The organism is Mucilaginibacter gossypii (assembly GCF_900100945.1).
In the GTDB taxonomy this organism is placed as follows: Bacteria; Bacteroidota; Bacteroidia; order Sphingobacteriales; family Sphingobacteriaceae; genus Mucilaginibacter; species Mucilaginibacter gossypii.
Map to the genome: position 1 here is coordinate 226583 of NZ_FNCG01000009.1, position 19866 is coordinate 246448.

Sequence of the window (19866 nt, forward strand, 5' to 3'; positions counted from 1 at the left end):
TATTATAAAATAATAAAACCCTGCCAGTTAGCAGGGTTTTATTATTTTATAAGCTTTTCTATTATCTATTCCATGAATTGTTACTTTCATCGGCATCCATAAATATGCCGCCGTCTAAAGTAACTGATTTAATGGTCTTAGTGGTTTTGATATCTATTGCAATTTGCTTTTGATTTTTTTCCCAAACCACGGGGGTTTGATGAATGCTCTCGCCGGAACCATCAGCATAAGTAATTTTTACATCAAACGGAATTACAAAACCGCCCACGTTTTTAATTGCTACTGTATAACCACCGGCTGCTTTGGTTACGCCTTTTACCGACAGATCAATATAGTAATTAGTAAAGAACCAGTTATTGAAAAACCAATCGAGGTTTTTACCTGTAATATTACTCATAGAGTTAAAATAGTCCCATGGTATTGGGTGTTTGCCATGCCAGCGGTCCATATATCCATGCAGGGCTTTTTTGAATAGTTGATCGCCCAGCATGTCTTTCAGCGCTAAATAACTTAATGATGGCTTACCATATGAGTTATTACCGTACCCACCCCGCAATTCGCTCGATGGTGTAATAACCGGCTGATCTTCGGCGGTTGAAGCATCATGGATCCATCTGTCAACACGGAAATTTTTGTACAATGCTTCAGCTTTTTCTTTGCCAACTTCTGATGTTCCTATCAACAGTTCAAAAGTTGTTGCCCAGCCCTCGTCCATAAATGCATAACGGCTTTCATTAATACCCATGTAAAAAGGAAAATAGGTATGCGCTATTTCATGATCCTGCACAAATTGCGAAAAGCGTACATCATTGGTATGGCTATCGTTAACCATCATAGGGTATTCCATATCTGCAAAGCCCTGAAACGATGTCATCTTGGGGAACGGATATGGCACGCCCGGCCAGTTGTGGGACAACCAGCTTAATGAATTACGGCCGTTTTGTACCGCATGGTGAAAATCTTCCGAGCTATCTAAAAAAGCTGCCTGCATACTGGCGCGGCGGTTTGTTGCGTCATCAACCACAACGCTGGCCGCATCCCATACATAATGATCACTGATGCCTACAGCCATATCGCTGATATCGTTAGCGGTCCAGGTCCAGGTATTCATCTCCTTTTGAGCCGTTACTTTATGGGCGGCAAGCTCAGCAGCCGATGCAATATTGATAGTTGAATCACTGGTGAATGAAGCCTTCAATCGTTTTGCATATTCAGGCTGAAGCACCTCTTCAGGGTTTTGCAGGGTACCGGTAGCCCAAACTACGTAGTTTTTAGGCGCGGTAACGTGCAGGGTATAGTCGTTAAAGTCGTTGTAAAATTCCTGAGCATCTAAAAAAGGTAGCCTGTCCCAGCCATTGTAATCGTCATAAACCGACACCCGCGGATAAAAATAAGCCAGGTAGCAGGTAGTCGAATCGATCATTCCTTCGCGGCCGCTTTCTTTCGAAACTTCAAAATGCCAGCCAATATCAAGCTTAACAGAATCATGAGGCATCAACGGCTTACTTAAACCAACCATTTGATTTGTTGAACCTGATGCAACTTTTTTTGCTTCGCCATTAATTGAAAAGCTATCAAACTGAATGCCCGGTGTAAGATAGTCAGCCCCTGCATCGCCAAAACGGGCGGCACCCGGTTTATGAATGTTCAGGATAAGCTTCATGTTAAGCCTTTTTAAAGTATCCGGACTATTATTAACATAAGTGATCTGTTCTGTGCCTTTCACAGTACGATTTTGAGGCACAGCCGTAATACTGATATTATAACGACCATAATTTTGCCAGTACTTTTTGCCGGGGCGGCCATCAGCCGAGCGCGTTTCGTTTTTGAATGCTTTTTGTATATCGCGGGGCATATACAAGGTTTGGGCCTTAACCTGTATAAATGCAATGCAGGTTAATGCAGATAAAATGAAGGGTTTGGTCATATGTCTTAAATTTCTTTGCCAATTTAAATTAATTGGACTAAATAACGATATGCAGGAAACATTAATCGGAAAATTTAAAACAAAAAATCGCTTGATAAATCGCTATATCAGAGCTTATTTTGTAACAAAGCTGTCACAAAGATTATTTACAAATAAATATTTTGCGGTATCGGATATATTTTTTTTTACTTTGTTATCAGTTATTTTAATAGGGGTATTAAATAACTAACATTTAAGCCATCTGCGCTATGCGGATGGCTTTCTTTTTTATAGATACTTAATCTGCAATTATATATTCTTTGCTAATAAGCGTAAACAGCTCATCGTTGTCAATTGATTCATCTTTACATTCGGTAAGTAATTGTTGAGCTTCAGTATAATTAAGCTGTTGGGCCACCATTATTAACATATGGCACGATGTAATATTAATATGCTCAAGTAACTGCAGATACAACATAATATCCATATCCAGCAATACAGGTATAGTTTGCTCTTCATCCAGGCAAAACTCATCCTTAACAATGGACTTTATAGGGTTGCAGTTCTTGTCTGACGGAATTTCATTAATCAGGGTATACACCTTCTTCATCCGTTCTATCTGCTTTTTAATATCGTCCCAAAACTCCTGTATAGCCTGCTGCAATGCAGTAAACGAAGCGAGACTTTTCAAATGTGCAAGATGTTTATCAAGGTAACATTTACCAAAATAAATACGGTTAAGATTGTGGACAAATACCTGTTTTAACAAATCGTTATCCAGTGTTTTAGGGGTATTGTTGCTCATGGTATGAAGTTAAAAGTATATAGTTAGGGTTTATATATTTCTTAAAAGCTGTTTCACGCAATTGCTTATCAAACTTACCTTAAAAATAACTAAGTTTTATTACCCGGACAGATGTGCCGGGATAAATTAACTTTGCATTACAATAACATAATGCTATGAAATATAAATTAGGCAATTTTGTTCGATTTGTTGATGAAAAAATGGAAGGTTTTGTAACGCGCATCATCGACGAACAGATGATAGGTGTTACCGGCGATGACGATTTTGAGATTCCGGTACTTGCCAGCAAAGTAACTTACGTTCATGGTTACCAACCTGCAGGGGCGACAAAAAGCAACAATACAACGGATGAAAAGCTCGTAACACCAGGTGAATTTGTTAAAAAAGGCGTTTATATAGGTGTGGTTACTGATACCAGGGCAAGTTCTGTCGTACATTTTCATTTAATCAATGAAACTTCGTTTCAGCTGCTCGCTACTTTAACAACGGATAAGCAACAGGTATTTAAAGGCGAATTTGCAGGGATTATTGCGCCAAAATCAACCGAAAATATCTACTCCGCCCAACTGGCCGATCTGCAGGTTTGGCCAAAATTTATTTTCGGCGTTTTATTCAGCACCAAACAAAATGTTGAACCACCGGCACCGTTGGCTGTACATGAAAAGTTTAAGGCCAAGGATTTCTCAACCACTAAAAAGAACATTCCATTACTTAACCAGGCCGGCTGGCTCATCAGGCTCGACGAGCCTGAACTGGTTATTGATGCTCAAAAACTGAAGGAAAGCTTTTTTGAAAGCCCTACCGAAAAAATAGTGATTGAAAAGCCGGTTAGCGAAGTTGACCTGCATATAGAAAAGCTGCGTGACGATTATCAGTTTTTAAGCAGCGCTGAAATTATGGAGATTCAGCTGGCCCATTTTCACAAAGCGCTGGATGCAGCTATTGTTCATCAACTACCTGATATTACTTTTATACACGGTGCTGGCAATGGCACGCTGCGTAATGAACTGCACAAACAATTGGGCAGGCATAAAAAAGTACAAACCTTTATGGATGCCCGTAAAGAAAAATTTGGTTACGGCGCTACCAAGGTGTTGTTGAAGTAACAATTTACAACAGCATCAGCCACCTTACGAGGTTTGAAACCTTGGCAAGGCGGCTTTTATTTTCTTACTTTTTCGTAAACACAATTTCAAGATTAGGCAACTTTAAAGTTTGATTCGGCGATGCGGGATCATGTAACTTTAAACTCACCGGGTAAAGTTCATTTGCTTCAAGCGTTAAAGGTTCGAGATCTTTAATATAGATATTTTGTGGAATACTATGTGTGAGCGCAAAAGGGATGTTCTTTTTAAAGTTGTTGAACACTTTTATTAGTAACTGGTTATTGCCGGGTATCAAATCCAAACCGATGACATGACTTACAGAGGCAGCCTTACCCGGATTATTATTGATGAGCAGTTGCCTCCCATTAAGCAAAACAATTATGCCATCGCCGCTGGTAATCTTAACCTGCGCGTAAATTAAATCCTTGCCTGCGTTGATGTTTTGCAAAATGTAGTAAGCATTATCCATGCCTGCGGGCAAATCAATCAGCTGCCCGTTTTTATAATCGTCTATAGACCGCCATGGTTTATCGGTGTCTTTGGTAAAAGGTTTTGAGATATCGATTTTATCCGCGCGGCCATTTAAACCTCCTAAGCCTGCGGAGTATGGGCCGGTTATATATAATGGACCCCATTTTATTTTAGCCGTATCAGGTTTATACTTCATCTTCCTATCGCTGTCGAGCTCGAGCGTGGTGGTTACATTGTTTACAGTTAGGTCAACAATACTGCCTTTTTCTTCGTCGGTATATTGTATAGCAGGCTGGTATTTACCTTTGTGTTTAGGCTTAATTGTCCAGCTTTGCTTTACCGTACTTTGATAATTGCTGTTATAATCAATGCCCGATGAACTATAATAATTATAAGCGTTGTGCTCATCCAGTTTCATGTGGTCATAAATGCTGCTCAGGATATGAACAGGTTGCACTTTGTAACCTTCGGCAATGCCAACCGCTATAACTTTTATTTGGTTTTCACTGTCAAAACCTGCGGGTAAGGTTATCACAGCGGCATCAATTGCCTGTTTAAAGCTAAGCGATTGTTGTTCGCCCAAAACAGAAACATTACTGATCCTGCCTTCCAGGCCGGGTAAAGAGATCAGGCCATCAGCGGGTACCGAGGTTACAAAAAGATAAAGCTTATTGGGTTTAGCAGTTATATTACCCCATTTAAAGGGGGTAAAAAATGGATCGGCAGTTGTGCCATAAACAGCTTCGCCATTTTTATAGAGCCAGGTGCCTATCTTCAATAAAACATCCTTTTCAAAACCAACTACTGAGCCATCGCCTTTGGGACCGATATTAAGCAGGTAATTACCTCCCCTGCTAATCACGCGGATCAGGCTTTCCAATTTCTCTTTATACTTTTCATCCTCGCTTCCGCGTTTTTGCCATGATCGGTAGCCCCAGGTTTCGTCAAAAAATGAAGCAGGCGACTGCCAGGGCACTCCAATGGAATAATCGGGATACTGATTATCACCCATTACGGCAAAATCGCCCTGATCATTACCCAAACGGCTGCTTACCATACAATCAGGCTGCAAGCGGTGCACCAATTGATAAAGTTCTTTACTTTGTTCAGGGCTTTGCGACCCCATATCAAACCAAAGTTCGGATATAGTGCCATAGTTTGATAGTAACTCGGTTACCTGCTTCTTGTTATATTCATGATGCTCGGGTGTTATATAATCAGAATTATGACTTGATATGGGTGACGCCTGCGGATAATGCCAGTCTATCAGCGAAAAATACAAACCGAACCTTAAACCCTGCCTTTTACAGGCTTCGGCCATTTCCTTTACCACATCACGGTTAAATGGAGTAGCATCAACCACATTAAAATCGGTAGTTGCAGTTTTAAACATGCAAAACCCATCGTGATGTTTTGAAGTTAGTACAACAGAGCGCATTCCAGCCGCTTTAGCCAGCAGGGCAATACTATCAGCATTCCAATTTACCGGGTTAAAGTTTTTGGCCAGGTTGGCGTAAGTATCACTGTAAATACCAGCATGGGCCTGAATTTGCTCACTTAAGCCGCGGGTAACCGGCTTCCCATCCCAAACACCACCCCAAACTGAATAAATGCCACCGAAATGGATAAACATGGAAAACTTTTGATCTTGCCATTGCTTTATCGAAGAAGATGACGGTTGTGCAGATACAAAATGAATACAAAATAATAACGACAACAGTGGGCTTATGATTTTTTTCATGAGGAGGAATTCAATATCTCAAAGTGTAAAAAAGTTGTTAATAAACAAAAACCTCACAACTTGAAATTGCGTGTTGTAAACTAACGATTGCACAATTATGCACACAAAACAACTCAACTTACACTTTTGCTAATAAACATGTTACATAATTGTAAAATCTGCTTCACAAATTGCATTTTTTTAATAAAAATATTATTTGCATCTTTGTAGCAACACAGCCCAACCCTAATTCATAATGAAAAAAATTCTCTTGCTCAGCAGCAAGGGTTCATTTAACCTTTAAAAAAACGTAATGTCCGAATCTATTCAAATTCAACCCAATATCCATTGTGAGCCTTGCAAAGAATGTGGTGCACGTCCCGTAATTGATCAAACCCGTAAAGGTTTTATAGTTACCTGCCCAACAAATAAAAAACATTATGCAACTGCTCCCGGTATGGTAAATATTGACGAATGGAACAGGTTTAACCAAAAATCGCCTGTGCTTACAGGCACACAATATAAAAGCAAAGCCTCATAAAAACTATTCCATAAAGTAATAGTTTCAGTTTTGGGTATTTAACCAATAAAAGCCTGCTTATGAGGATACAATGGGTTTAATTGTATTCATGTTATGCATATTGTAGATACTGAAAATGAACCTTCAAAAAAAAGGCACAGCTATACATTTTGTCCACAGTGCCAAACTAATACCGGCCAAAGGATTCACAGGCCGGCATTGTTAAAGCTATTGACATTTTGGCTGCCGGTTAAAAGGTATTTTTGCTATAGCTGCAACAAAAAATACCTGGTAATTGAAAGGTAACGAAACCGGTCAGTAACAATACACGTTCTATTGTTCAAAACACAGTATCGCTTAATAATACAAGACCATTTCACTTTGCAAAAAGCAGGGCCGTTTGCCTGCTACCCGATTTGAGATACTCAGCGTAGCTTTTTTTAATATAACTGATCATATCATAATCGTTCATCTTTTTCACTTTTTTAATTTCGGGGTGATATTGGTTCATAAAATTTTGCAGCGAATCGCCTTTAAGATTAGTTATTGAACTCACCTTTTCCGGCGAAAAAAACCGGTCCACATATTCATCTTCTTCATCCTTCAGCAAAATCTTTTGCAACTTTGATTGCGGAGCTTTGTTCTTATTCAACATATCGATCACCGACAGCAAGTTGATGCTCAAGATAGTTGCTGTACTTTTATCCGCATTTATGTGATTGCTGGGCTTACCAAAATCAAGATCAGCCGGACGTGCTATAAACGCATCTTTTATGGTTGAGCCACGATAGGCAAAAACAGAGGCAAACTCCCTCCTGTTACGTAATGAATCGGCCCTGGCATTACGCCTGGCCCTGATTTTTACCTCACTTAAAACAGTTGCCGCGGGCTCAATGTAACATCTTAAGGTATCAAATTTTAAAAAACTGACTATAAGCTTAAAAGGCTTGTAACCTATGCTGGTGATCCTTAAAGTGTCACCGGGCTTTACGTTGGCTAACAAAAATTTCCCTTCGACATTACTTATGCTTTTTGATGCCGGTGTATTGATAAAAGCATTTGCCACCGGCAAATAGGTAGTTTTATCAATAACGATACCTTTAACACGCTGGGCAAACAGATTTATTGACAAGAGCATCAATATTACTGTTGAGGTAAGTTTCAATGTTTTCATGACGGGTTCAGTTAACAGGTGAGCAGGTTAACTAAATATACGCATAAATTATTAACCTTTACGCTTTTAACAAATATTAACACTTGCCGCATTACGGTCACAAAACTTTTCTTTCCGTTAAAAAAGCCAATAAACTACTTTATCATAGCTTCAAAAATTTCATCAAAACTTTTGCTTTTAAATTTTTGGAAGGTTCCGTCAAACTTTTCGCTAACGGGGTTAAGCAGTTGAAAACAAAGCTGTTTATCTTCCTCGCTCAATGCGCTGGTCATCATTCGCGCAACTTCAACTACACGTACTTTGGCTTTTCCAAGAGTTTCCTCTCCAAGGGCTGTTAATTTTAAACGCTTAATACGTTTATCATCAATATCTTCATACTCGGTTATCAGTTCGCGTTTTTTTAGCCTGTTAAGCATATTGGTACCACTTGATAGTTCGATTATATTATTATAAATAGCCTCAGATTTTATTGGGTTAACCTGGTTAAAAATAGTAGCCAATATACCGAACTCCTCTATCTGATCAAGCCCTGTACCTTCAAGCGCTTTGTTTGAATATACCATATGGTACTTCCCTATCCGTCTTATCAAAATCATGAGCTTGCCGTTAATTCCCGGCCTTAACTGCCAGTCGGGCGTTGCTTTCTTCTCATCTGCTGCCTTGGCCATTAGCTGATGCCGGAAGAAATCATCCAAATTACAACCGGGATTTTTCTCCTCATAATCTCCCCAAAGCTTAACCAATTCAACTGTTTTATTCACGTGTTATTTCCTTTTGGTATCAAATCTAAAAAAAACGTCTCCAATATTTGCTATTTACTTTCTTTTGGTATAATATTGTATTATTTTACTACCATATGGTATATTTTATAAATTTAATCAATCATAACAAATGAATACCTCACTCTTTTTACCAGCACTATTAATACTACACTTAACAGGGCTAACGATAATGGCGGGCACCACCATTGTTGATTTTACAGTATTTAAAACCTTTTGGAAGCATTTTGATGATAATACAGAAAAATCAAAAGGTATACTGGCAGGTACATCTAAGTCATCAACACTGATTGGAATAGGTGCCGCCCTGCTGGTTATAACAGGCATTGGCATGATGGCCTTAACCCATGGCGTATTTGGCGAACAGCTATGGTTTAGAATAAAAATAGGAATTGTTTTGGTTCTAATGCTAAACGGGATATTTTTTGGAAGGAAGCAAGGCGAAGAGTTACGAATGATTATGAATAACGACAAAGCTTACTTAGCAGAACGGGTTGACCAAATTAAGGTGAACCTTAATATCTTTTTTACAGTACAGCTGATATTGTTTTTCAGCATAGTTTTTTTAAGCATTTTCAAATTTAGTTAATCGCAAAAAATGGAAATGCAACAAAACATCCCTATTTATAAGTTAGTAATTGTAGGCGCAAACGGCGGCATTGGCAGGCAGTGCGTTGAACAGGCCCTTCAGGCCGGGCACCTGGTTACCGCAATATTACGAAACCCGGCCAAATTAGCAATCGAGCACCCCAATCTAAAAAAAGTAAGCGGTGATGTTATGCAACCCGGCGCATTTGAAAATAATTTTGAAAACCAGGATGCTGTAATTTCGGCAATAGGCGTAGCCGGTGGCGTCGGATCAGATAAACCCACGGCTTTGTATTCGCAAGGCAATGCCAATATTTTAAAAGCGATGGAACAAAAAGGCATAAAACGCATGTTCCTGATCTCGGCCAGTGCAATTGAAATAAGCCCCGTACTCCCATTTTATATCAGGCTTGTTGAAAAATATGTAGTTCAAAAACTGCTGAAACATATGTATACCGATTTGCTCAAAATGGAGGTGGTGATAAAAAGCAGTAACATTAGCTGGACTATCATTAGACCACCGCAGCTTACAAATCAGGCTGTTACCGGCACATATCGCATAGCTATTAATGCATTTCTTAAAAACTGCCTGAAAATATCAAGGGCTGATGTTGCGCACTTTATCATCAATAACATTGCTAACCGGGATATTTACCAGGCAACAGTTGAAATTGGATATTAACACTAAAATTCCGCCAATGAAGCGGGACATTTTTAACTACTGTTAACTTAGCGATCCAATCAAAGCTGACTATCTCATATAATAAAAAAAGACCTTTCCATTACTGAAAAGGTCTTTTTTGTTAGTACGCTGCGGATTATTTTCCGTAAACTATCCAGGAAGCTTTTGACCAGTCATTAGCTGGATCGATCGCACCTATATAGTTGGTTTTATCAAAGAACGAATCGGATAAGGAGCCATCAAACTTGCCCGCAACAATTGCCGGTGAACCTGCTTTAGGCAATAAGTTTGGAGCAGCATTGTTAAACGGATCGGTCAACATAATATCTGCTGCAGCAGTGAATGATTTTGTGCCATCACGGCCTTCAACTAATGTTTTTAAACCTGCTGCGTCCAGTAAACCAGCTGTAGCCAATTTGTCAACTTTATAAGGTGATGTTACCGCCTGCAGCAAGCTGTTTTTTAAACCGCTTGTTCCGGCGATATAATACTGAGCGGTTGGGTCATTATCCAGGTCTAAGCCCGCTTTTTGACCTCCCATTACGATGGCATTAGCCAAAATAAATTTTGCACCTCTTCTCCAGCGCATACCATAGCCGTAATCCGCAGATACTCCTGTGGCGTTATTAGGCCCTATAGCCGTAAAGTTTGACAACAAAGGGAATGTGTTAGGAGTTAATAAATAACCTTTAGCATCTGTTGTGTTATCCACTTCAAAATTGTTGGAGATATCACCGCTGGTACCTTTATTATCAGTAAATGCCGGATCTTTAACAGAGATCGCGTATTGGATCTTACCATGGTATCCATCATCAAAATCAAAGTCATCATCGGCATTGTTATAGGCAACCAGGTATTTAGCATTAAATGAACCGCCGAAAAACTCGTAAGCATCGTCAAGGCCGCGAAGCACTTCAATGTGATCTACTTTGGTACCGCTGCCAACAGTGTACATACTTAAGCCGTTTACTTCATCACCTGGATTAACCGCTTTACCGGCATATTCAATACGTACATATTGTAAAACACCTGAATTATCAGCGTCGTTTGTGCCGCCGAATGGCTGGTGCTCGGTATCTACGCCACCTTCAAGTACTGCGTGGTTGCCATTACCGGTAGCCGACCCAACGATCACAAGGCCACCGAGATTACCTGGTTTCGGATCAGCCTCCGCCGAGGTGAAAACAATTGGCTTATCAGCAGTTCCGGCGGCATTGATCTTACTTCCTTTATAAATAATGAGCACACCTGCTGAGTCTTTATTGCTCACAATTTTGGTTCCCGGATCGATGGTTAAAGTTGCATTATTATCCACATAAACGTAACCGCGAAGCCTGTAAGTAATATCGGCAGTCCAGTGCGTGTCTTTAGTAATCTTTCCCCTAACATCCATTTTGGTAACAGCAGGAGGATTAACCGGCGGATTTGTACCCGGGTCATTGTTTTTTGAGCAGGAAGCTAATCCTATCATGGCTAATGAGCCAAGTAAATACAACGTTTTTTTCATAATAATTGTTAATAATAATTGATAATAAATTGCAATGCCTTTTACTGTATAGCGTGATTATTTTTTGAAACTGAAATTATATTTGAACGAAAGGGTTGTTCCAAAACCCGAATAACGGCTTTGGATTATTTTATCCTCTTTAGCATTATATGCGGTACTCCCCGAGCTTCCGTAATTATTATACAATGCAAAAGGCTGCGCAAGCAGGTCGGATACGGTCAGTTTAAGCTCGGCACGCTTTTTAAATAAAGCCTTACTTAGCTGCATATCGATCACATTCCGCGGCTTCTCATAGATATCCACACCACCGGTAACGGCCCTGAAACGTAAACGCTCCCCTATCCTGTTATAAAGCACGTTGAAAGAAAAATCACTACCTTCTGGCGTATAATACAGGCCCGAGTTAATCAGGTAGGGTGACTGTCCCTGAAGGGGGGTAGACGCGTTACGGCCATCAGCCAGCTTTACCTTGGCATTGATATAGGAAGCATTCACATAAAATGTTACATCATTCAAGAAACTTCCTTCAGCAATAAAATTCAGTTTCTTCCTCATCTCGGCTTCAAAACCGAAATCCTTGGCATTGAGCGCATTCTGATAAGTCAAAATATCGTTACCCTGATTAATCTGCTCGATCGGATTCTTAAATTTCTTGTAAAAAGCCGAAACCGAGATGATCTCCCCTCCTGACGGATAATATTCAAAGCGAAGGTCTGCGTTATCAATTATACTTCGCTGCAGGTCCGGGTTACCGCTGACGATAAAGTTAGTCTGGTAGTCAAAATAGCGAAAACTGGCAAGCTCTCTGAACTCCGGGCGGTTTACCGACCTGAAGTATGCCGCACGTAAATTCACCTTCTCCGATAAACTATAGGTCAGGTTACCCGAAGGCAGAACATCGGTATTATTATATTTCTGTTCGGTCTGGCCCAGCGGTTTAAGCGACTGCGCATACCGTTCAACACGTGCCCCCCAAACCAAACGGATTTTTTTGTTCAGCTTATTGTCCAGCATCACATAACCCGCGTCCTGATCGGCTTTTCCTTTGTAATCGGTGGAGCTAAGGTCCAGGCGCGACAGATCGATCCCGTTTTGAGCAATACTTTGAGGACTGAACACATTAAAGATCGTATAACCGCCGGTGAGCGGGATTGCTTTGTTTCCGAAGCCTATGGCGTCAGTGTATCCCAGCGCGTCAATGCTGAAATCACGGTCACGATGAGAAATAAGCCCACCAAATTTCAATTTCTGCGACTCATCAAGCCACTTGAACGGAACTGCCAGGTTTGCTTTCGCGCCGTAAATATTTTCATTTAATTTTGAATACACACGGCCAAGGTCATTAGGTTTGGGGCTGTTTTCGCTGGATAATGAGATATATTCGGGCTGGTTCAAAGGTGTATAGATGGTTACGATCCTTTGGTCGGGCTGGTTCCGGTATGATAAACCGTAGGAAGCATTCCAGTCAAAAATAATATTCTTTTTTCCCAGCGTGTGCTGCCCTTCCAATGCGGAAGTATAAATGCCGTTTTGAGTTGTCTCCACAGAGTAGCCTTTGTAGCGCAGCGGGTCTGTTTGACCGGCCTCAAAATTCAGGGCATTGTTGGTTTGCTCGAAGTCAACAGAAAAGTCGTTATTGTAAAGGTTTCTCCAGGCAATTTTGTTTTTTCCGAATGTATAAGCGAAATTCAGCAAACCGCCAAGGCTTTTATAGTTGGTATAAGTATTACGGTCAAAGCTGTACAGGGGAAGCTCTTTCGATGCGTCATTGAACCCGGTATAACCAATTCTGTCACCAAATGATGCACGGTGCCCATTGCTGTAGTTCAGACTGAAGTTATAACCCAGGCGATTGCCATTTGTATTGATTTTGGAATTGCCCGTGGAAAATTGAAAACCAATATTGGGAAGGCTCATTTGCCCTTCTTTGTAATAAAAAGTATTGGGAAATTGCTGCGCTATAGCGGTTTTTTCGGCACTTGTTGTCCCGGATGTATAGTCTTTTTTCACATTAGAATAAGCCGCAGGCAGCTTTCTTGAACCGTCATCGAATCCAAGAAAATCATATTTCCCGTTAGGCCTCGCATCAATAAAATTATTCTTAAGGGTAGTTTTGGAATTATAGCCAACGCTTATCGCCACTTCCAGGAACCTGCTGTCGGGAATATCTTTGGTAATAGTATTGATTGTACCACCCGCAAAATCACCGGGCAGATCTGGCGTCGCCGTTTTGTACACGATAATATTATCGACAAGACTTGAAGGAATGATGTCAAAAGCAAAAGCTTTTTTATCCGGTTCGGAACTTGGCAGCGTTGTCCCGTTCATCATATTGTTATTATACCTTTCGGATAAACCACGGATAACAACGAATTTACCCTCCTGCACGCTTGTTCCGCTGACGCGTTTCAAAACGTCACCAGTATTCCGGTCAGGGGATTTACGGATCATATCGGCAGATATACCATCACTTAATTGTATACTATTCTTCTGCCTTGCGTAAAGGGCGTTTACTGAAGCCTGGCGGTAAGTAGCTTTCACAACAACTTCATTAAGAGCTTGCGTTGAAGATTGGGTCAAAGCGACATCCAGCGAGGTTACTGCACCTGCCTGAACTTCCACATCAGAAACCGATTTGCTCTGGTAACCGATGTATTTAACAACGATACTGTATTTGCCCGGCTGAAGTCCACTCAATATATACCGGCCTTCCACATTGGTGGCAGCGCCCTTGCTGCCGCCCTGTAAGCCAACTGTCGCGCCTATGAGTGTTTCACCAGTCTTTTGGTCGATTACCCTACCGGCAATTTTACCCACTGACTGTGCAAATGAATTGGAGCTTATTAAAAAACTTAAAAGAATGAAAGAAAAGAGCCGAGTAAACTTTTGCATAATCTTAAATGACGCTCAAAATTATCGGCGATAAATTAAGCCAATGTTAACTTCATATTATCAAAAAGAATATATTGAATAATCGATATTATAGACAATCTTAAATAGATCAAGAAGCTTCCAACATTCAAAAAACAAACTCTATTTTAGCACGATCAAATAATTGTAAACAGCGATGGCACAAAAGAAAACAGAAGAGTTCAGTTATCCCGACCAGTTCATCTCAGATGTATCCATAGCACTGTCGCACCCCGGTAGGATCTCTATTATCCGTATCATTGCAAGGAAACCTGGGATTACCACAGGCGAGCTCGTTGAATTTCTACCGTTCGCACAATCTACAGTATCCCACCATTTGAAGGAGTTGATCAAAACCGAATTGATCTCGGTTAGCATCGATGGAAAAAGATCTTTGTATACATTAAATGAAAATATGTGGAGCAGATTCGCCAGACATTATGGTCGCCTCGTAGAAGAACTGGGCATACCGGATTCCCACGAAGCTGAACCGGAACAACATTAATTTATATTCTATAATATCGTATCTATGCCCGGTTCAAATATGGATATCAATAAAGCAGATCTGGAACTTTGCAACTTTGCCAGGTTGCTGGCGCTCCCAATCAGGGTATGTATCTTCAAAACGCTTATCGCTAATAACAACATACTGTCTCACGAGGCATTACTTTCTCTTCCTTTTAACCCAGGCCAATTAACGAAGCATATCACTGATCTTAAAAAAGCAGGCTTTGTAACCATCAGACGCGAGAATAGAAAGATCAGATATGAGCTTAAAACATCCGATATAAACCGCCCTGCCAGGCAGTTGGCGGATCTTTTCAAAATCATCGGCAGCTACGCACCTATTGAGCCACTAAACCCTAACACCGTCGCTTCCGGGAAAGAGAGCCTCCCACCTGCCGCTTTGAGTTTTGGTGGATTGATCAAAAAGTACAGGACAACATTAAAGTTTTCACAAGAATATTTATCCGCAGAACTTGGAATGAACCGGAGCGACTTAAGCAGAATAGAATCAGATAAAAAGGACTTTCCTCCGGGGAAGCTACAACTGCTGGCGCTGGCACTATCTGTTGAATGTGATGTATTAAAAAAGCAATTCTATAGTTTCAAAATTGTGGAAATGGTTGACAAAAGTGGGTTTGACGAGGCCGTATTAAAAAATGTCAGTAACGTGCTGCAGGCCGGTATTCCCGTCTCCGAACATTTCCCAACCAGGCGGGCTACCCGATAAATGCTGTTTATATTACATTCATATGTTATGTAGGAGATTTTCACGCCACTCTTGGTGATTATCCTTTTTAATGCAATGGCTGAGCATAATTCAGTATAACATTAATGTATATTAAAGGCAACAAGCGAAGATTGAATCGATCTTAAGATATAAACTCATTTCTCATGCAATTTAATCTTCATAAGTAACCTGTTTAATACCAGTTGCCCAACTTGCTTACCCTCTTCTGTTCCAACTATGCAGGAATTTTTAAAATGTATACCGCCATAAACGCGCGATATGCCCGCTTCCATTGCTGCTTCCCTAAAAGATCTAAAGCTACGGGGTGCTATTCCAAACTCAGTCTCTGATGTATCCCGATATGCAAAATTATCTCCGAATTGGTTGGTCAAAATCTCGGCTGCGGCGGCCGAGATTACAGCATGGCCGCTTACATATTCGGGGAATGAGGGCGTTTGAATATATGTTTTCCAGTCAGGGTCCAAATATTTGGTTATTACAGTCTCGGGGCGAACTAAATTATATTTATACTTAAAATACCAGCAGTTGATAAATGCATCGAATAAAGCAATCGATGTTTCAGCATATGCACAAACTGTGCTGCTAAAATCTGCCTTGCACGTTTCTGAGGCTATCCCCGCGATATTCATCCAATGCCCGCCTGGTGAGAACTTCTTAGTTCCGAAGGTGGCATGTCCCACAACGTTTAACTTAAAGGCATTATCATCCCAAAAATCAGCGATGTGTTTTTGCTCTTTGGTAAGATTTGTACCAACAGACTTTACATCTAATACGTCCTTATAAAACTGGCTATTTATGTCCTTCATATCAAATAAAGGAGGTGGTGGTGGCGCCACCTGCGAAGCTGAATCGAGTATTAAAGGCCTAATCTCTCCCCAATGCGGTTCCAATGCTTGTGAATACATAGGTGGTGTAGGTACCCAACGCCCTTCTTTTTTTGTAACCGTGTATTTGTTAGCGGATCGAGTTTGTGCATAATGATCCGTTTTGCTCCATTTCATAATGTGCTTTGCAACTACATCTGAATAGTTCACCGAATGCTCAAATACATCAGACGGCATTCCGCCATCTTTTGCTTCCTTTTTTAATGCATCGACATATTCGTCCATACTCCCCTCAGGAAATGTAACCGCATTCCCTACATAGCAAAAGGCAAGCAAGGATGCAAACGGGTAATCAATTTCAACACCCGGAGCAGGTTTTGGTGTAGCGGTTAAATGCCTGATTTGACCTGCCAACGACCGGAATTTTTTAGGGTCTTGGGCGGATATTACCTCGTATGCGGCAATGTTAGCATACGCATAGTTACGGGAAGCAATGACCGGCGGAAAATTATTTTCAAGTATAATGTCATTTAACTTTTTTTCCGTAATACGGTACAATTCCGGATTATCAGTTATCCTTTGATAATCAGCTTTTTGGCAGGAACTAAGCAAAATGATAATCCCTGAAAGCCAAAGTAAAAAACGATTCATAAAAATTTATTAATTGTGACGCAGCATAGCTACTATATGAAAAGGTGCTTTTTATTTGATAATATCTAAAAATGATAGCGACATTTAAATCTACTGCCCATGATAATGAGTCGGAACTATTATCCCGGTATCTTCGGGCTTTGAAATTTGCTGCGTTTTGCGATAAAACAGATGCTTACCAATATTGCTGTATTGTATTAATTATATTTCGTCTGATTAATTATTAAAATTAAAGCTTAAATATATCGCTTATAAATTGCCTTTTTTTAACTCATCCACAGCATAGTGAGCCGCGCGTGCGGTCAGCGCCATATAAGTGAGCGATGGGTTTTGACACGCGCTTGAAGTCATGCAGGCCCCATCAGTTACAAACACATTTTGCGCGTCCCAAACCTGGTTGTGCGCGTTGAGTACCGATGTTTTTGGATCTTTACCCATACGTGCACTCCCCATCTCGTGAATGCCCTGACCAATTGCATAATTTTTATCCCAGGTTGTGATATTCTTTACCCCGGCCGCTTCATACATGGCCACCAATTCTTTAATAATATCCTTACGCATACTTAGCTCATTCTCTTTCAAACCCGCATCCATTGAAAGTACAGGCAACCCCCACTTATCTTTCACATCTTTATTAAGCGTTATTTTATTATCGTGATAGGGCAAAATTTCACCAAAACCGGTTGCTCCGATATGCCATGCACCAGGTTCTGTAAGCGCATCTTTAAAATCAGCACCTATATTCATTTCCGCAACATCCCGGCTCCAGCCGTCCCTGCTGGCGCTTCCCTGGTAACCATAGCCGCGCAGAAAGTCCCTTTTATCACCAAACAAGTTAACAAAACGGGGAATATAAAAACCATTCGCTCTGCGGCCAAAATAGTATTTGTCTTCGAAGCCTTCTATTGTTCCTTGTGCACCGAGCATATAATGATGATCCATAATATTATGTCCTAATTCGCCGCTGCTACTGCCCAATCCGCCTTGCCATACATCTGTTGCGGTATTCATCAAAACCCATGCACTGTTCAGTGCAGAAGCATTCAGGAATACAATTTTTGAATAAAATTCATAGGTTTTATTCGTTTCGCCATCCAGCACCTCAACACCCGTCGCTTTGCTGGTGTCTTTATCGTACAAAATTTTGGTTACGATTGACCATGGCCTGACGGTAAGGTTACCCGTTGCCATTGCTGCGGGCAGCGTTGAAGATTGTGTACTGAAATAACCGCCAAATGGGCAGCCCTCCCAGCACCGGTTTCTAAACTGACACTGCGTCCTTGCCTGGATAGGCGCGGTAAGATTGGCCACGCGGCCTATAAACATGTGGCGCTGCCCCTTGTAAAAAGCTTTTATTCTTGATGCCACATCTTTTTCCACACAATTTAGTTGCATAGGCGGCAAGTAGTGCCCATCGGGTAAATGGGGCAAGCCCTCCGTCGATCCACTTATTCCGGCAAATTTTTCTACATAGTCATACCATGGCGCCAGTTCTTTATAACGAATAGGCCAATCAACAGCAATACCATCTTTTGCATTGGCTTCAAAATCAAAATCGCTCCACCGGTAGCTTTGCCGCCCCCATAAAGTAGACCTTCCGCCTAACTGATACGAACGCCACCACGTAAACGGTTTAACTTCTACATAAGGACAATCCTTTTCATTTACCCATGATTTCATCAGGGGTTCCTGGGCCGCGGTCCCATACATGGCCCAATCCCGGGATATAACAGGGTTATCTGTTTTCTGCTGTAAGGTAGCATTGCCCCGGTGTTCAAATTCCCATGGATCTTTTGTAGCGGTAACATAATCCTTTATATGCTCATAATTACGACCGCGTTCAAGCATTAATACTTTCAGACCTTTTTCGGTTAATTCCTTTGCAGCCCATCCACCGCTAATCCCCGAGCCTATTACAATAGCATCGTAGGTGTTTTGAATTTTAGCTTTGGTATTTACGTTCAATGAATCTATTGGCATGTGACTATATTTAGATTTTTGGTATTCGGTTAAATTATAGTTCGGCAATTTCTATTTTTCAGTAATAAATTTCTGCTCCTTCGGATTGTATAATTATCCGCCCATCATTCAACGATGGTGATTCAGTTGTATTTTACTACCACCCTATTTACAATGCAGGTAATTTTATTTTATCACTATTCCCTATACTGTATTCCATTTACTCCTTTTTATCCGGAGCATTTACCAGTACCTCTGTTTTATCATTATTTTTAGCTACGATCAGCAGCTTGTTGTTTCCGGCTTTAATCTCTTTCATATCACGTACCGCCCCTTTTATTACGATGCCGCTTACCTGCGGTTTAACTGCCGTAAAGCTACCTTTCCCATCTCCTTTAAGCAGCAACCCATAGCTGGCATCGTAGATCCCTGCTTCCGGTTTTGACTGGTAAAAGTTGCCTCCCAGCACAATGTCCTTTTTTCCATCCCCGTCATAGTCTTTCACCACCAGCCCAAAAACCGTCGAAAACTGCGCCTCCACCGGCAATGGCTTCATCAGGAACTTACCATTCCGCTTATTCAGCAGCACACTGCTCCGCATTTCGCAGGCATCCAGCTTAACCATCTTTTGTAACAGCTCCCTGCCAAATATACCTTCCATCGTTTGTTCCTTGTACTGGGCGTACCGCAGGTATTTCTTCTTCAGGTAGGGAAGTTCGCCTACCAGGTCATGCCTCAATGCCATCGGGTATTGTTTGTCGCCGTTATAGGTGCATACTATATCTTCTATGCTGCCCGTGCCGCTAAAGTCCCCTACATACATACTTACAGGCTTCGCTCGGGTTGCCTTAAACCTGGAGTTTAGCCCATGATTGCCGGCTACTATATCCGGGTAACCATCGCCGTCTATGTCCGCAATCTCCAGGCGGTTCCACCACCCATTACTCCACTCCAGGCCCGCTTCGCGCGTTACTTCCTTTAAACGCCCACCTTCATTATGGAATATCCG

General features: G+C 41.1%; 16 protein-coding genes. 6 read left to right on the forward strand and 10 right to left on the reverse strand.

Annotated elements, in window-relative coordinates; genetic code table 11:
* Positions 1 to 61 precede the first annotated feature (61 nt).
* The gene (locus tag BLS28_RS17630; protein ID WP_091170252.1) at positions 62 to 1927 is read right to left on the reverse strand and encodes a M1 family metallopeptidase; all 1866 of its coding nucleotides are present in this window, start codon (positions 1925 to 1927) and stop codon (positions 62 to 64) included.
* A gap of 277 nt (positions 1928 to 2204) precedes the next feature.
* On the reverse strand, positions 2205 to 2711 hold the full coding sequence (locus BLS28_RS17640) for a DUF892 family protein (RefSeq protein WP_091170257.1): 507 nt from the start codon (positions 2709 to 2711) through the stop codon (positions 2205 to 2207).
* 155 nt (positions 2712 to 2866) lie between these two features.
* On the opposite strand from BLS28_RS17640, the gene BLS28_RS17645 reads away from it, so the two are divergent.
* Positions 2867 to 3817 carry a Smr/MutS family protein gene (locus tag BLS28_RS17645; RefSeq protein ID WP_091170261.1) on the forward strand — a complete coding sequence of 317 codons (951 nt, stop codon included), beginning with the start codon at positions 2867 to 2869 and terminating at the stop codon, positions 3815 to 3817.
* A 64-nt stretch (positions 3818 to 3881) separates the two neighbouring features.
* Here BLS28_RS17645 and BLS28_RS17650 read toward each other — a convergent pair whose 3' ends face one another.
* Complete coding sequence (locus tag BLS28_RS17650) at positions 3882 to 6029, reverse strand: alpha-L-fucosidase (protein WP_091170265.1); 2148 nt, start codon at positions 6027 to 6029, stop codon at positions 3882 to 3884.
* Positions 6030 to 6321: 292 nt separating this feature from the next.
* Here BLS28_RS17650 and BLS28_RS17655 point away from each other — a divergent pair, with 292 nt between their 5' ends.
* Positions 6322 to 6549: a hypothetical protein gene (locus BLS28_RS17655; protein WP_091170268.1), complete on the forward strand. Its 228-nt coding sequence runs from the start codon at positions 6322 to 6324 to the stop codon at positions 6547 to 6549.
* A 355-nt stretch (positions 6550 to 6904) separates the two neighbouring features.
* On the opposite strand, the gene BLS28_RS17665 is transcribed toward BLS28_RS17655, so the two are convergent.
* Together BLS28_RS17665 and BLS28_RS17670 are read right to left on the reverse strand one after the other, a co-directional pair.
* Positions 6905 to 7702, reverse strand: coding sequence for a peptidase associated/transthyretin-like domain-containing protein (locus tag BLS28_RS17665; RefSeq protein WP_091170273.1), 798 nt, complete (start codon positions 7700 to 7702; stop codon positions 6905 to 6907).
* A gap of 134 nt (positions 7703 to 7836) precedes the next feature.
* The gene (locus tag BLS28_RS17670) at positions 7837 to 8463 is read right to left on the reverse strand and encodes a MarR family winged helix-turn-helix transcriptional regulator (protein ID WP_091170277.1); all 627 of its coding nucleotides are present in this window, start codon (positions 8461 to 8463) and stop codon (positions 7837 to 7839) included.
* A gap of 130 nt (positions 8464 to 8593) precedes the next feature.
* Here BLS28_RS17670 and BLS28_RS17675 point away from each other — a divergent pair, with 130 nt between their 5' ends.
* On the forward strand, positions 8594 to 9070 hold the full coding sequence (locus BLS28_RS17675) for a hypothetical protein (RefSeq protein WP_143020805.1): 477 nt from the start codon (positions 8594 to 8596) through the stop codon (positions 9068 to 9070).
* 9 nt (positions 9071 to 9079) lie between these two features.
* A complete protein-coding gene (locus tag BLS28_RS17680) occupies positions 9080 to 9751 on the forward strand; it encodes an NAD(P)-dependent oxidoreductase (RefSeq protein WP_091170285.1) in 672 nt (223 codons plus the stop codon).
* 136 nt (positions 9752 to 9887) lie between these two features.
* Here BLS28_RS17680 and BLS28_RS17685 read toward each other — a convergent pair whose 3' ends face one another.
* On the reverse strand, positions 9888 to 11258 hold the full coding sequence (locus BLS28_RS17685; RefSeq protein WP_091170289.1) for a beta-helix domain-containing protein: 1371 nt from the start codon (positions 11256 to 11258) through the stop codon (positions 9888 to 9890).
* Between the two features lie 57 nt (positions 11259 to 11315).
* On the reverse strand, positions 11316 to 14150 hold the full coding sequence (locus tag BLS28_RS17690; RefSeq protein WP_091170292.1) for a TonB-dependent receptor: 2835 nt from the start codon (positions 14148 to 14150) through the stop codon (positions 11316 to 11318).
* Between the two features lie 175 nt (positions 14151 to 14325).
* Between BLS28_RS17690 and BLS28_RS17695 the strand changes: the two genes are divergently transcribed.
* Together BLS28_RS17695 and BLS28_RS17700 are read left to right on the forward strand one after the other, a co-directional pair.
* Positions 14326 to 14673 carry an ArsR/SmtB family transcription factor gene (locus tag BLS28_RS17695; RefSeq protein ID WP_090533366.1) on the forward strand — a complete coding sequence of 116 codons (348 nt, stop codon included), beginning with the start codon at positions 14326 to 14328 and terminating at the stop codon, positions 14671 to 14673.
* Between the two features lie 24 nt (positions 14674 to 14697).
* The gene (locus BLS28_RS17700; protein WP_091170298.1) at positions 14698 to 15402 is read left to right on the forward strand and encodes a helix-turn-helix domain-containing protein; all 705 of its coding nucleotides are present in this window, start codon (positions 14698 to 14700) and stop codon (positions 15400 to 15402) included.
* 155 nt (positions 15403 to 15557) lie between these two features.
* On the opposite strand, the gene BLS28_RS17705 is transcribed toward BLS28_RS17700, so the two are convergent.
* The 3 genes from BLS28_RS17705 to BLS28_RS30915 form a co-directional block, all read right to left on the reverse strand.
* Positions 15558 to 16661 carry a vanadium-dependent haloperoxidase gene (locus tag BLS28_RS17705; protein ID WP_218134453.1) on the reverse strand — a complete coding sequence of 368 codons (1104 nt, stop codon included), beginning with the start codon at positions 16659 to 16661 and terminating at the stop codon, positions 15558 to 15560.
* A gap of 486 nt (positions 16662 to 17147) precedes the next feature.
* Positions 17148 to 18878: a GMC oxidoreductase gene (locus BLS28_RS17710; protein WP_091170306.1), complete on the reverse strand. Its 1731-nt coding sequence runs from the start codon at positions 18876 to 18878 to the stop codon at positions 17148 to 17150.
* Between the two features lie 199 nt (positions 18879 to 19077).
* A partial coding sequence (locus BLS28_RS30915) for an FG-GAP repeat domain-containing protein (protein ID WP_176844498.1) occupies positions 19078 to 19866 on the reverse strand: 789 nt, incomplete at its 5' end.